This window comes from Chryseobacterium sp. TQ-BC-N36, from assembly GCF_058382295.1.
Genome location: NZ_CM178175.1, coordinates 764095 through 778227 on the forward strand (window position 1 = coordinate 764095; position 14133 = coordinate 778227).

General features: G+C 37.3%; 11 protein-coding genes. 9 read left to right on the top strand and 2 right to left on the bottom strand.

What is annotated here, in order from left to right:
- Nucleotides 1-90: 90 nt before the first annotated feature.
- The 8 genes from AC3FI7_RS03285 (at nucleotide 91) to AC3FI7_RS03320 (ending at nucleotide 9083) form a co-directional block, all read left to right on the top strand.
- Complete coding sequence (locus AC3FI7_RS03285) at nucleotides 91-636, top strand: peptidoglycan-binding protein LysM (RefSeq protein ID WP_142722638.1); 546 nt, start codon at nucleotides 91-93, stop codon at nucleotides 634-636.
- 65 nt (nucleotides 637-701) lie between these two features.
- Nucleotides 702-1247, top strand: coding sequence for a peptidoglycan-binding protein LysM (locus AC3FI7_RS03290; RefSeq protein ID WP_491461394.1), 546 nt, complete (start codon nucleotides 702-704; stop codon nucleotides 1245-1247).
- A 199-nt stretch (nucleotides 1248-1446) separates the two neighbouring features.
- Nucleotides 1447-1992 (top strand): peptidoglycan-binding protein LysM, encoded by a 546-nt coding sequence (locus AC3FI7_RS03295; RefSeq protein ID WP_343658349.1) that lies wholly within the window; start codon nucleotides 1447-1449, stop codon nucleotides 1990-1992.
- 81 nt (nucleotides 1993-2073) lie between these two features.
- On the top strand, nucleotides 2074-2874 hold the full coding sequence (locus tag AC3FI7_RS03300; protein WP_491461395.1) for a fimbrial biogenesis chaperone: 801 nt from the start codon (nucleotides 2074-2076) through the stop codon (nucleotides 2872-2874).
- Nucleotides 2875-2883: 9 nt separating this feature from the next.
- Entirely contained in the window at nucleotides 2884-5688 is a 2805-nt protein-coding gene (locus AC3FI7_RS03305; protein WP_491461396.1) for a hypothetical protein, read from the top strand.
- A gap of 10 nt (nucleotides 5689-5698) precedes the next feature.
- Complete coding sequence (locus tag AC3FI7_RS03310; RefSeq protein ID WP_491461397.1) at nucleotides 5699-7132, top strand: hypothetical protein; 1434 nt, start codon at nucleotides 5699-5701, stop codon at nucleotides 7130-7132.
- A 572-nt stretch (nucleotides 7133-7704) separates the two neighbouring features.
- Nucleotides 7705-8439: a sensor histidine kinase gene (locus AC3FI7_RS03315; protein ID WP_491461398.1), complete on the top strand. Its 735-nt coding sequence runs from the start codon at nucleotides 7705-7707 to the stop codon at nucleotides 8437-8439.
- Entirely contained in the window at nucleotides 8439-9083 is a 645-nt protein-coding gene (locus tag AC3FI7_RS03320; RefSeq protein ID WP_291897828.1) for a response regulator, read from the top strand. Before AC3FI7_RS03315 ends, AC3FI7_RS03320 begins: the two co-directional genes overlap by 1 nt.
- Before the next feature lie 260 nt (nucleotides 9084-9343).
- Here the strand turns inward: AC3FI7_RS03320 and AC3FI7_RS03325 are convergent, their stop codons facing one another.
- A complete protein-coding gene (locus AC3FI7_RS03325; RefSeq protein ID WP_491461399.1) occupies nucleotides 9344-11383 on the bottom strand; it encodes a M13 family metallopeptidase in 2040 nt (679 codons plus the stop codon).
- 923 nt (nucleotides 11384-12306) lie between these two features.
- Here AC3FI7_RS03325 and arr point away from each other — a divergent pair.
- Nucleotides 12307-12720 carry an NAD(+)--rifampin ADP-ribosyltransferase gene (gene arr / locus AC3FI7_RS03330; RefSeq protein WP_373995755.1) on the top strand — a complete coding sequence of 138 codons (414 nt, stop codon included), beginning with the start codon at nucleotides 12307-12309 and terminating at the stop codon, nucleotides 12718-12720.
- 2 nt (nucleotides 12721-12722) lie between these two features.
- Here arr and AC3FI7_RS03335 read toward each other — a convergent pair whose 3' ends face one another.
- On the bottom strand, nucleotides 12723-14093 hold the full coding sequence (locus AC3FI7_RS03335; RefSeq protein WP_343658355.1) for a S41 family peptidase: 1371 nt from the start codon (nucleotides 14091-14093) through the stop codon (nucleotides 12723-12725).
- Between the last annotated feature and the right edge of the window lie 40 nt (nucleotides 14094-14133).

Sequence of the window (14133 nt, forward strand, 5' to 3'; positions counted from 1 at the left end):
CTACAAAGAAACTTTTATCACCGCTGTAGATTTGTAGTGTTCAAAAGGAACAATTAAATAAAATAAAAATAACAATTAAATATTACAGCCATGACAAAGCAAATCTTAATCTCAGCCTTAACTTTTGGAGCAATCATATTAGGAACTAATAATGTTCAAGCTCAAAATACCACTGCAACCACAACGGTAAACATCACCCTGAACGATGTCATCTCTATTGATGCAGGAAGTACTGCAATAGGTAATACCGTTGACTTTAACTATGTTACTGCAGCAGACTATAATTCTGATCAAACGGTGACTAAAGCCAACTCTTTAAAAGTTACTTCCACAAAGAACTTTAATGTAAAGGTAAAAGCAGGAGGTGCTAATTTCATGAATGGAACCAACCTGATTCCTGTGAATGTTTTAACAATCAAACCTTCTACTGCTGCCGGAAGTATGGGAGGAACAAAAACTGCTGTAGTGTTATCTGCAACAGATCAGACTTTGGTGTCCAATGCTCCGCTTGGAAGCGCATTAACACTGAATCTGGATTACACTATTCCAGCCGCAAAATCCTCATCATCTGATATTTTGGGTAAACCAGCCGGAACGTATACGCAGACAGTAACTTATACCGCGACGGCTTTGTAGTAGCTGTAGATTTGTAATGTTCAAAAGATAACATTAAATAAGAATAACAATTAAATAGTACTATCATGATAAAACAAATCGCAATCTCAGCCTTAACTATTGGAGCAATCATAGTAGGAACCAATAATGTTCAAGCTCAAAATACCACTGCAACCACAAACGTAAATATTACCCTGAATGATGTAATATCTATCGACGCAGGAAGTACTGCAATTGGTGGTACAGTTGCCTTTAACTATGTTACAGCCGCAGACTATAATTCTGATCAAACGGTTACTAAAGCCAACTCTTTAAAAGTTACTTCCACAAAGAACTTTAATGTGAAAGTAAAAGCAGGGGGACCGAATTTCGTCAATGGTTCAAACTCAATCCCTGTAGATGTTTTGACAATCAAAGCTGCAGATGCTCCTGGAAGTATGGGAGGAATAAAAACTGATGTGATTTTATCTGCAGGAGAAAAAAACTTGGTAGCCAATGCTCCACTTGGAAGCGCATTAACACTGAATTTAGACTACACTATTCCAGCAGCGAGATCATCATCATCTGATATTTTAGGAAAGCCAGCCGGAACGTATACACAAACAGTAACCTATACTGCCACTGCTTTATAATAAAAAAAACACATCAATATATCTGCCCTCAGGACCTGGAAGTACTGAGGGTTTTTTATGTAAAGCCAATGAGCAATCCTGTAGTGATTTTACTACATGAACTTCCGTTTTCCATTACAAAGAAACTTTTATCACCGCTGTAGATTTGTAGTGTTCAAAAGAAACAATTAAACAAGAATAACAATAAAATATTACCATCATGAAAAAACAAATCGTAATCACAGCCTTAACTTTTGGAGCAATCATATTTGGAACTAATAATGTTCAAGCTCAAAACACCACTGCAACCACAACGGTAAACATCACCCTGAATGATGTCATCTCTATTGATGCAGGAAGTACTGCAATAGGTAATACAGTTGACTTTAACTATGTTACAGCCGCAGACTATAATTCTGACCAAACGGTGACTAAAGCCAACTCTTTAAAAGTTACTTCCACAAAGAACTTTAATGTAAAGGTAAAAGCAGGAGGTGCTAATTTCATGAATGGAACCAACCTGATTCCTGTGAATGTTTTAACAATCAAACCTTCTACTGCTGCCGGAAGTATGGGAGGAACAAAAACTGCTGTAGTGTTATCTGCAACAGATCAAACTTTAGTAGCTAATGCTCCGCTTGGAAGCGCATTAACACTGAATCTTGACTATACTATTCCAGCCGCAAAATCCTCATCATCTGATATTTTGGGTAAACCAGCCGGAACTTATACGCAAACAGTCACTTATACCGCGACAGCTTTATAATAAAAATTTTAGTTTGTAAAGGTTCATTTTGCGATGTTTTCAGTAGTTTTGGGAATCTTTCATAATTAAACTATTTACACCATGCACAAGTTTATTCACCTTTTCATTTTCTTTATCCTCACAGGTTTTTCTTCACTTTTGGCACAAAGCATCTCTATGTCACCTACACGCTTGTTTTTTACAGGCAATCCGGGGGAAAAAGTAACAAAGACAGTCACGCTTCAAAACAGCTCGGATAAGGATTATGTTTTTAATCTCAACTATAAAGACTGGTTCAGAGAAGAAGACGGAAATAAGGTTTATCTTGAGGCAGGCAGTTCAAAAACTTCCAATGCTTCCTGGGTATCCACCTTAGAAAATACTGTAACTGTTCCTGCAAAAAGTACAAAGGAGATTGCAGTAACCATGCAGATTCCTGCAAATGCATCACCATCTGCCGTTACAAACAGCATGCTGTTTTTCACTCAGCTTCCTCAGCAGGCAGATAAGGCACGTGTTCAGAATGGAATTGGTATTATCACCTTATTTGAAGTGGGACTTCATATCTTTTACACTCCACCGGGGAACCATGTGAAAAGTCTGGATATTACCAATATTGCAGAGGTGAGTAATCAGAATGCAGCGAACAGAAAAGTCGCAGTAAGCATCCATAATGATGGAAATACGATCAATGATGCCACTGTTGAGTTTGAACTTACCAACACAGACAGTGGTAAGGAAATAAAATTACCCGCAATTTCAATCTCTATGTTTCCGGATACCAATCAGGTTGTTCAATTTTCTTTACCAGAGAATATTTCAGGAAACTTCCTGGGTGTGGCTATTGTTAAAATGGCAGAATCCAATGATTTACGTGTAGGAGAAAAAAACTTTAAATTTTAAAATTAAGCCTTGAAACCACAGAATGGAATATCGATATCAGTGCTAAGAAGAACAATCTTATTTTTTGTATTTGTTCTTCTGCACTTTTCTTTGGCCTTTGCGCAGGAAAATAAGAATATCAGCATCCATTTTGAAAATGACAGCGTAGCTGTTGAAAAAGGTTCTACATTTACTAATTTCCTGGTCGTTGAGAATAAAAGTTCTGAAGAGATTACCATTCAGAATATCATACCTCAGGAAAACTATCCGGGATTGCTTTTCTATCCCAAAAATGAATTATCCTTAGGCGCGGGTCAGTCTAAAACTCTTCCGGTAAAACTGATTGCCAATGTGGATTTTATGAAACTGAAATCCAATAAGATCCAATTCCAGGTTTCTTACGTTACCCCAACCGTAACCAGAACTGAAAGCACCTCGTTCTTCGTTGCTAAAGGAGACAACAAAAACATTGCAATTTATACAGCTACATACGAAAATTTCATTAACCCCGCTTTACCACAGTCCTCAATTCTGCTTACCGTAGAAAACCAGGGTTACAGTAAACGAACTGTTAAGATTGATTTGCAATCCATTCCGGATGGTTTGGAAGTAATGCCAAAACAACAGACTGTATCTCTGGATGGTTTAGAAAAACAAACGTTGGAAATCAAAATTGCGGTCAGAAAACAGAATACAATTTATCCGGAATTTAATATTAATGCGATCGTCACAGACCTGCTGGATAATAAAATTGTGGGTAGCAACACGCTTTACTTGGTCGTTTTATCACATAACAGACAAATTGCCCGTGGAAACGAAGCGGTGAGCGGAAGTAATTTTGCTGAATTGAGCTATAATGAAAACAGCTCAGGTTTCAATTATCTTCAATTGAGAGGAAATACAGCGTTCCGGATAACTGATAACCTGAAATCACGCTTCAATATTGGTGCAGATTACTATCATGAGGACGGCCGCTATAACCTATATGATACCTGGCTGGAACTGGAGAGAAAAAATACAGTATTACGGGTGGGTAATGTTAATAGCAGCGATTACGATTACCCGGTTTTCGGAAGAGGTGGGAAAATTTCTACCAGATTCGGAAATAATAATCAGGTTGAAATTCTTGCGCTTGAAAATAATTATAATCTGTATGGTACATATTTCCAGCAGACAGAAGGGTCTACCTTGGCGGGTGCAAAATATGGTTTTGGCAATGCTAAATCTTTCAATGGGAAAGTATCCTATATATTTGAACATGATCCACGGTTTAATGTAGATACACAGATAGCGAACGCGGTTACATCATTGTTAATTAACGATAAAAACGCAATCCGCACGGAGTTGGGCGTAAGTCATGAAAAAGGACTTTTGAATCATGATGAAAACGCCGGAGCTTCAATGGGAGCCAATTACGAAGGGAAAATAGGGAAATGGGATTTACAGTCTGTTAATTCCTTTGCCACCAAAAGTTATGCAGGGATCAAACGGGGATCGTTTTTCTCAAATCAGCGTATTGGCCGTCAATTTTCTGCCTCTCAGCGTGCTTTTATACAATACCAGAATTCGCAGGTAAATCCTGAGTTCCTGAGTTACCAGGGTGCGCCTGTCCAATCTGGAAATACTGCTGATTTTCGTTATTATTTCAACAGTACAGAAGCTTTGGGGTTAGGGTATCAGTTTTCTTTAAAGAAATGGAATTTTCTGCTGTCTCCAAAAGTTGAAAAGCAAAAAACAGCTAATTTTTATACCTCACAGGAACTTTTTTCTTATCGGTTGGAAGCCAATATCAGCACTACTTTAGGTGCCCACGGATTGAACCTGACGGCGGAATATTCTTATTCTAAAGAGAATAATAATCCGGACTGGTTCAACAGTCTGAAAACCACTTTATCTTACAGGTATAAGTCATTCTCTCTCAACGGAACAGCCCAATGGAATGCAACCAGTGTCTTTGATTTAAATTCTTATTATGATGTAAGCCGTAATTTCGCCAATTACAATGCATACGCTTCTTATAATTTCCAGATGTTTAATCATAATCTTACTGGATCTTTTTCAGCAGGAACCTTCTATTCGGAGCTTTATAAAAATTTAAACAGCAATATCACCGGTAATCTGGAGTATAAGATTTCACCTTCCTGGTCCACCACAGGTTATTTTAATCTTTCCGGCTATAAATCTACAGCTGAATATTCAACAAGTGGCAGTTATTACCAGTTCAGAGTGGGAATTAAAAAATATTTTACCCCGGCTACTGTTTTCGGAAATCATAAAGTGGCGTTCCAGTTCTTTGAAGATAAAAATTCTGATGGACTTCTGGAGTCTGGCGAACCGGTACTTGCTAATGAAATTATAAAACTGGACAATTATGTAGCGATGACGGATAAGAATGGGAAAGTGGTTTTTCAGAATGTGCCTGAAGGTACTTACACTCTGAAGGTGAATGAAAGTGCAGGCGCCCGGTTGATGATGGATCCTGTCATTATGGTCCATAACAATATTAACCGCAAAGTGGGTTTGGTAAAAAACATCAGGGTAAGCGGAAAATTAACAGAGATCAAGCAAGCCTATGATGTTTTGGAAACGGATGTAACGGGAATAGTAGTGTATGCAAAAAGTGAAGATGGCACAATCTATACTGCCGTGGTTAACCAGAAAAATGAGTTTGAATTTTTCCTGAAAGCCGGAAAGTATAACCTCTATATTGAAAATGACAAATACAGCTATACACAGCCGAGCCAAACTATTCAGGTAACAAAAGAAGGTTACTCAAAAACCGTGGTTTTTGAATATAAGAAGAAAGACACCACCATTAAGGTGAAAAAGTTTTAAATTTAAAAGTATGAAAAAGATGAGGGTTTTTCTAATAGGAATTTTTACCGTGTTCTGCGGGTCTGCATTCATGAAAGCTCAGGATGTGTACCTGTCTGTTCCTGAAAATAATATTTTTAACAGGAGCGAATTTACCTCAATACCTACAAGGGTAATGACGAATGCCAACAGAACAAACTGGGATTATGCCTTTTTGGGATTACTGCCTACAGCTCCTACATTTACCTCTGTTTCCGGATCAACTTTTACTCATTCTTCTTCCTCATCTACTTTACCCGGATCCACTCTTCTGTGGCAGTTGGAAAGTATGGGCGGGCAGCTGCCATCTACCGGACTTTCCGGGTATTTGCCAGGTTTTCAATCATTCAGTACAAGCGCTATAAAATGGTTTGAACCGCCATCCATCAGTATCGGGGGAGGATTCAACCGCGGAAATATCAATTTTACATTTAAAATTCCTGCCGCACAATTTACTGCCAATGCCTTCCGGGCCGGGAATTATTCTATGGACATTACTCAGAATTATAATGATTTCACTCCCCGTAATTTTAAAACAATTTTAGTGATTCCTTCATCGATACGATGGATTACAAGCTCTTTAACAAAATACATAGAAATATCTTCTTTGAATGACTACCGCAATGCAAGCATGAAGGTGTGGGATTTAGGGAATACAGAAATCGCGAATACGGTTGATTTTAATTTTTTAGCCAAAGCTGCTTCCGCAAACATTCAGTTCACCTCCTCCAAAGGCGTTGCAGGAACCAGAAATATAGCAAGCATTAAACTGGGTAGCAATGGATCTGCACTCACAACCAAAGCATTATCTGCCGATTTTCAGAATTTTTCTGCTGCTAATTTCAGTGTTACAGCAGGAAACAGAAACAGCTTCATTCCGCAGCTTTATGTATCTGCAGAAGATTTTAAAAACTTTTTTTTTGAAGCCGGAACTTATACTTTTGAATTGAACTTCAATGCCGGAAGTACAGATAACTCTATTAACAGTTTGCAGAATACGGCTGTTCAGTTGAAGGTGCTTCCTCTGTCGGAGATTACCATTCCAAGTTCCGGACGCACTGTCAACTTCAATTTTAATACTGCAGCCCAATACACCGATGGACAGTCACAAATGATTCCCAACCAGATTATGCTGTCCAACAATGAAAATTTTGAGCTCTATGTAAAATCGGACGAAAATTATTTTAAGAAAGGCGGACTGCAGACCGACATCAATTCGAACATTTTACAAATTGGAGTGGATGGAGGTTCTGTAAATGTACCCTTATCCAAAACTCCTCAAAAAATACTTTTTAACGGAGCACCGGTTCTGGACCGTGGACTGAACATAAGATATACCATACCACCTGCGGGCGCCCAAAGTTTGGTAGGAAAGGAGAATACCACTTACTCTGTCAATGTGTATTATAGCTTTACAGCAATTTAACGATGCCTTCTGAAATAGCTTTTACTTTCTTTTTATGGCTGTGGCTCAGTCATAGCAATTTGCTGAACCTACAGAACTTTCCAAAAGATTTCTGACGTATTTCTATATACAAACTTTTCTTCCTGGATGATTTTTGTTCTATCAACCTCAATATTGGCAGTACCTGTAGAGGTGTTTTGGCTAGTTTATCTATCAGGTATTGCTGTTTTAGCTTGTTATTTTTTATTCTACATCATTCTGATTTTTATGATCAATACTCTGTTGATATTGTCCCAAGTTTCACCTTTTATCCATTTTCCGTAAGGCAAGTAACGGGTTTTCAGGGTGAAAGCCTCTCGGAATATTATGCCGTACAAAGTCATTTTCAGTTGAAAAAAGTAGGAGAATTGTTATTTCAGGTAAATTCTATTTGATTTTTCTTTTTACTAATATGATATTTTTTATAACTTGGCAGTTCCCGGAAGAAAGGTCTGAACGATATGTTTTTATTCACATTTAAACAATATAACCCTTTCTGCCTTTTTTCAAAAAAATAAATTCAAACAGCTTCTAAAACCTTTGAAACGGATTTTATGAATGATTTTATCAACGAACTACAATTAAAAATTGAAAGACTGGAAAATGAGATCAATTTCAAGAACGGACTGATTTCGATATTGTCTCATGACTCAAAAGAACTGTTTGGAACTTTTCTGTGGCTTATAGAAGAACTAGAGCAGAAAACCATAAGTGAGGAAGATTTTTTTAAGCTGTTGCCGCAGATAAAAAAAGATGCCCACAAGAATCTACAAACTATCCAGGACAGCGTTGCATGGCTGAAAACGCAATACGGGGAATTTAAGATTAAACCCGTTACCATTATGGTAATGGATCTTTTTCATTATTTAGAAGAAAAATACGCTGTTAAATTAAAAGAAAAAAACATTCAATTTTATTTTAAAGGAGACCACAATGCCTTTCTTACAAGTGACCGACTGTTGCTTGAATATGTTTTGGACAAGATTTTTAACAATGCGGTAAAATATTCTTTTCCGGGGCAGGAGGTTTGTTTACAGGTAATTACGGAGGGTGACCAGGTTGTGCTTTCTGTAATTGATTCCGGAACAGGAATAAATGAAAAGTACTTACCTATGATCTACACGGATGGTAACCCTGTATTTCTGGGAACTGCAGGCGAGAAAGGAGTAGGATTAAGTTTGAAAATTGTAAAAAATTTTATATCCTTGCTGCATGGAAATATCCAAATCATTTCCGATGAAGATAAAGGTACTACGGTTTCCCTTTTTTTACATAAATTTTTAGAATAATGGGTTTAAAAGCAGACATTCGTATTGTAGTAGCAGATGATCATGGTATCGTCCGGATGGGTTTAATACAAACAATCAAACGATTAATACCCGATGCCATCATTTCAGAAGTAGAGGATTATAAATCGCTGTACAAATTAATTCTGAATGAAAAACCGGATCTGGCCATTATGGATGTTAATATGCCTAATGGTACTGTTCAGGAAGCAATAGATTATATTAAAATTCACCAGCCTGAATTAAAAATTTTAATATTTTCTTCACAGGATGAAGAGTTATATGGGATGCGTTATCTAAAAATGGGTGCTGGTGGCTATCTGAGCAAGCTAAGCTCCACTGAAGCCATTGAGACTGCTTTAACGTCGATGCTCAATAAGGGGCGATATGTCAGTGATAATATAAAGGAAGCTATTTTTTTAGAATCATTAACTGGCGCAACAAAAAATTCTCCCCTTGAAGCATTATCAGACCGTGAATTACAAATTGCTGATAAGCTTGCAGAAGGTCTTCCCCTTAAAGAAATTTCTAACCTGCTGAATCTCCATTCATCAACGATCAGCACTTACAAAAACAGGTTGTTTGAGAAGCTTAAAATACGATCCATACCTGAATTGGTAGAGATTCTCAGGCTGTATAATCAGTAAATATTCTGTCACAATCAAATTTTTTGTGATAGAATAAAATGATGTAACTGCCCGTTTTTCTGTCTCCTATCTGCTTCTTATAGAGCCACAGCCAGATGGACGTGATTACGCATCAATTAGTATCCGAAACTGAAATTTTCGGAGTTGTTGATGTGTATTTTGATATAGAGCTTCTTCGGGATGCGGCAGCATATACAAACAGATATTAAAAATGAATTTAAGTTCGTTCGGTTTGTGATCATTCAGTCGGAATAAATTGGTTACCAGATTTCTATCCCTTTGCGATTCAAATTAGCTGAATCTTTTTTATCACAATTCCACGCTTGTTTAAATTCCTTCATTTGTGCCAGTGGACCGTTTATTCTAAATCTGAAAGGCACATGGGGATTGGTTAGCAGTTCATTACGTAAAGCTTCAGAACTGATGTTGCCATGCCACATTTGAGCCCATCCTAAAAAGAAGCGTTGTTGCCAGGTAAAACCGTTAATGGGGGAAGGAATCTTTTTTTTATCATAACTTTTTTCAAGTGCATGATAGGCAAGGGTAAGTCCACCGAGATCTGCTATATTTTCGCTTATCGTGAGCTGTCCGTTAATATGTAAACCCGGCTGACCCTCCATTTGGTTAAAATAATTAATGTATTGTTTGGTGAGGTTTTCAAAATTATGTCTGTCTATTGATGTCCACCAGTTATTTAAATTACCTGACGCATCGAATTTCGAACCTCTGTCATCAAAAGCATGGGTTATTTCATGTCCTATTGCTGCGATTATGGCACCATAATTTATAGCATCGTCCGCTTTATGATTGTAAAAAGGTGGCTGCAGGATACCAGCAGGGAAGCAAGCACTGTTAGTATATTGATCGTAAAAGGCATCAACGGTCTGCGGTGTTGCATGCCATTCGCCTTTATCTACGGGCTTATCAATTTTCCTGATGTTTTCGTTATGATGAAAAACTGCTACAGCAATTACATTGTCTACCAAACGTGATGGCTGTATGGAGATCCCGAAATAGTCGGGCCATTTGTCCGGGTATCCGATCTTGAAAGTCATTGTGCTTAATTTTTTATGTGCGGAAGCTTTGGTACTGTTACTCATCCATCTTAAGCTGTCTATGCGCTGATGATAAACCTGGCGCACATTTTCAATCATTTCACCTATCTTTTGTTTATCCTGTTCAGGGAAATATCTTTGAACAAAAAGCTTACCCAAAGGCATGCCCAGTGCCTGTTCTAACTCTTTAATTGCCGTGTCTGCGCGACTTTTCTGTTCTTTTTTTCCAGCCATTACTGTTCCGAAAAAAGCAAAATGACGATTGCTGTATTGCTGTGGCAGGTAAGGTGCAAAATGAGATAAAAGCTGCCACCGGGTATATAATTTCAATACAGTTAACGGCGTCTTATACAGAAGAGCTGTTAAATTGCTCATATAAGCCAGGTCTTCAATAATAACAGTCTGGGTATTAATCCCCTGCGCTTTTAAAAACCCGTTCCAATTAAATTTTGGTGCTATGCGGCTGAGCTCTGGGACAGACATCTTATTATAGGTTTTTATCTGATCACGCAACATCAGACTGGAGAGCTGCAGACGGGCCACGTTTTGCTCCAATTCGTAAATTTTGGAACCGGGGGAGACTTCTTTTAGACCTGCAATTTTATACATAATATCAATGTGTCGGATCATTCTGTCTTTTAAATCAACATTTTTAGTTTCTTTTAGGGTATAATAGCTTTTATCACCCAAAGTGAGTCCGCCTTGCCCTAACGAAAGAATATTCATCTGATTGTTATGAGCATCGGCTTCTACCTTATAACTGATGAAAGTAGGTACGCCAAGCTTTTCAAGTTCCCCGGAGATGTTTACCCAATCGGTGTAATCTTTAATATGGTCAATTCGCTCAAAATACCTGTCAAGCGGAGAAATCCCTAACTTTTCTATGGTAGCAGTGTCCATGTATGATCTGTAAAAATCAGCTATCTGCTGAGATTCTGAACCTGATTTGAGATCAGGTAATTTACTTATGCTGTCTACAATATTTTTCAGTTTTATTTTGTTGTCCCGATCAAGAATTTCGAAAGCACCCCATCTGCTTTCTGTAGCAGGGAGCGGATTTTTCTTCTTCCAGCTACCATTGGCAAAGCCGTCAAAATCAGTACAGGGATTTTTAGTAGAATCAATATTGCTGCTATCAAAACCTGAATTATTGAAGACCGAATGAATGTCCGATTTCTTTTCAGTTTTGCAGGAAAATAGTATTGTTATAATAATTAAAAATGCTGTTAACTTATGGTTTTTCATACTAGTGAATATATAATTACTCAAGCATTTAGCTAAACGATTAAGATCGTTAGGAATTTTTTCTTAATATTTGCTTACCGTTTAATGATGTACTGTTTCAATTGTTTTACCTATCCAGATAATTGACTGAATTGTTAAAATTAAAAAAAATATTTGAGCCATTGATAGAATTTTGTAAAGTAAGCTGTGCTTACCGTCAATAAAAACCAACATTTACAATGCTTTTTAATTCTAGAAAAATGAATTTCAAATAAAATATTTATCAACACACAAATGCAAATGACATACATGATGATATTTATATAATTAGAAAGCGAAATCTGTATTTAGTGACGAACAAAAATATTTGAAAAGTAAGTATTGATTGATAGGCTTTGATTATGGCTAAAAATATCACAGATAAAAATCAATTACATGGTTAAGAAACCCTTATAACTAAGACACTGGAAATTGGTTTTTTATGACAGGAACTGATATTAAGTGTAATAATAAATCAGGGGAGAGTTTTATTTTAAACTAAAGAATTTCAATAAAATAATGCCAGTTGCAGCATATTCATGTAAATTTGTCAGTTTGAACAAAAAAAATAGAATATGGAATTTTCACCTTTTAATCCTGTCATCAAGCTTTGCCTGCAGGGAATGAGTTTTGAAGAAAAAGAAATGCCTGAAGAAGCGGGTAGTCTGTTTTTACAGGCCTGGGAAAGCGCAACGGATGATCATGAGAAATTTCTGGCAGCCCATTATGTGGCGCGTCATCAGAAAACAGTTGCTGATCAGTTACAATGGCTTGAAACAGCACTGGAATTTGCTCTAAAAATAAATGATGACACGGTTAAAAGTGCACTGCCTGCTCTTTATATGAATATTTCCAAATGCTATGAAGACCTGGGAGATCCGGAAAAATCAAAAAAGAATGCTGACCTGTCGTTGTTTCTTAAAAATCATCCGTCTGATAAAGGTCCTTTCTATCATGGTACAAAAGCAGATCTGCAGACTGGAGAACTTTTGACAGCAGGCGGAAATTCCAATTATCAGTCTGATCTGAAAATGAATCATATCTACTTTACAGCATTGGCAAACGGAGCTGGCCTTGCTGCCGCATTGGCGAAAGGAGAGGGGGCAGAACGGGTGTATATGGTCGAACCAACAGGAAGTTTTGAAAACGATCCGAATGTCACAGATAAGAAGTTTCCAGGAAATCCTACCCGCTCTTACCGCTCTGAAATGCCTTTGAAAATTATCGGAGAGGTTAAAGAATGGACAAAACCCAATCCTGAAGACCTTCAGAGATTCCGTGAAAAACTGGAAGACAGCAAAGGAGAGATTATCAATTAGTTTTATTTACCTCCGGACTTATTGAGTATGTATTCCAATGCCGGATCAATTCCATTGATTTTATCCTTTAGGGAAGGAGTGATAAGAACATCAGGAACAACAGGAGTATAGCTGCCGGCATTACAGTCAGCACCGATGCTCATAGAAGAAGTACTGCGCATCTGAATTTTGCTGTTAGGAAGATTAAACATAAAAGCTTCGCCAAAATCATTGGTATATTCTCCTGTTGGCTCACCTATAAGTTCGGCCAGTTTATACTGTTTCATTCCGTCTGCCACAAGGTTCGCACTCGAAAAAGTAAATGGACCAGTCAGCAGATATACTTTTCCTTTAAAAATCGTATCATTTTTAAATTTATTGTCATCAGGTTTGCAGTCTCCGATTTCCCACACCGTTCCGTTTTTCATTTTGAGGTACTCACCTTCGGTATTTTTATCTGAGAGAAGTTTATCTTTATAAATCTGGCTTATTTTCCAGTATTTTCGGCCTTGTAAAGAATACTTTCTGTCTGTAATATAGCTCAGCAGCAGGTCTCCGAGAAGTGAATTTCCGCCACTGTTATTCCTGAGGTCAATGGCCAGCTCTTTGATGTTTTCTTTTCTGATTGTTGCAAATGTCTGGCTGAGAAATGTATCAAAATCATCTGTACTTCCGGACATACTTCTGAAATCCAGGTAGGCCAGCTGATGATTGATCATTTTAAACTCATAAGGTTTACTGATTCCGGGCATAGATAAAGTCAGAAAATCTCTGAGCTTTATGCCTTCTTTGATCGTCATATCCATCTTTTTGCGGTCAGATGATTTATATCTTATAGAAAATGGAGGTGTGATATCTTCAAGATACAGAAAATAACTGAACAGTTTGAGTGATATAATATCTCTGAACTGACTGGTTCCTCCAATACTTTTTTTCATTTTCTTAAACAAAGGAATAATATCTTTTCCGTTAATACTGATGATTTCTGCACCTGGAGGTATTGCCCCCGTATTTACCGTTGAGTAAAGCTTATCATGGTCTGAAATCAGTATCAGTGGGAAGAAAATAGGTTTAGAAAAATCCTCTTTCATGAAAGACTGTGAAATTCCCGGATTGGAATGGGCATCCTGTAAAAGGGCACTTACTTTATACATGACCAGAGTCATTTCCTTTAATGACAATTGTTCTGGCAGTTGATTTTTAATTTTGTCAACCTCTGTAATATATTGCTTCTGCGATATAAACAGAAAAGGGTTATAATGAGAATCTGAAACAATCTTACTATAATAGTCAATATCATCCTTAGCCTGCTGCCTGTTTACTGTATTTTGAGAAAAATAGAATGTTACTGACTGGAGTAATACAATAACTGTAATTATTTTCTTTGCAACCATAATAAGAATTAATGAGATTGTTATCAAAAATACTCATTAA

Coding starts and splice junctions, on each gene's coding strand:
- AC3FI7_RS03320 (WP_291897828.1), top strand. CDS start 8,439: ATGGGTTTAAAAGCAGACATTCGTATTGTAGTAGCAGATGATCATGGT.
- AC3FI7_RS03325 (WP_491461399.1), bottom strand. CDS start 11,383: ATGAAAAACCATAAGTTAACAGCATTTTTAATTATTATAACAATACTA.
- AC3FI7_RS03290 (WP_491461394.1), top strand. CDS start 702: ATGATAAAACAAATCGCAATCTCAGCCTTAACTATTGGAGCAATCATA.
- AC3FI7_RS03315 (WP_491461398.1), top strand. CDS start 7,705: ATGAATGATTTTATCAACGAACTACAATTAAAAATTGAAAGACTGGAA.
- AC3FI7_RS03295 (WP_343658349.1), top strand. CDS start 1,447: ATGAAAAAACAAATCGTAATCACAGCCTTAACTTTTGGAGCAATCATA.
- AC3FI7_RS03335 (WP_343658355.1), bottom strand. CDS start 14,093: ATGGTTGCAAAGAAAATAATTACAGTTATTGTATTACTCCAGTCAGTA.
- AC3FI7_RS03310 (WP_491461397.1), top strand. CDS start 5,699: ATGAAAAAGATGAGGGTTTTTCTAATAGGAATTTTTACCGTGTTCTGC.
- AC3FI7_RS03300 (WP_491461395.1), top strand. CDS start 2,074: ATGCACAAGTTTATTCACCTTTTCATTTTCTTTATCCTCACAGGTTTT.
- AC3FI7_RS03285 (WP_142722638.1), top strand. CDS start 91: ATGACAAAGCAAATCTTAATCTCAGCCTTAACTTTTGGAGCAATCATA.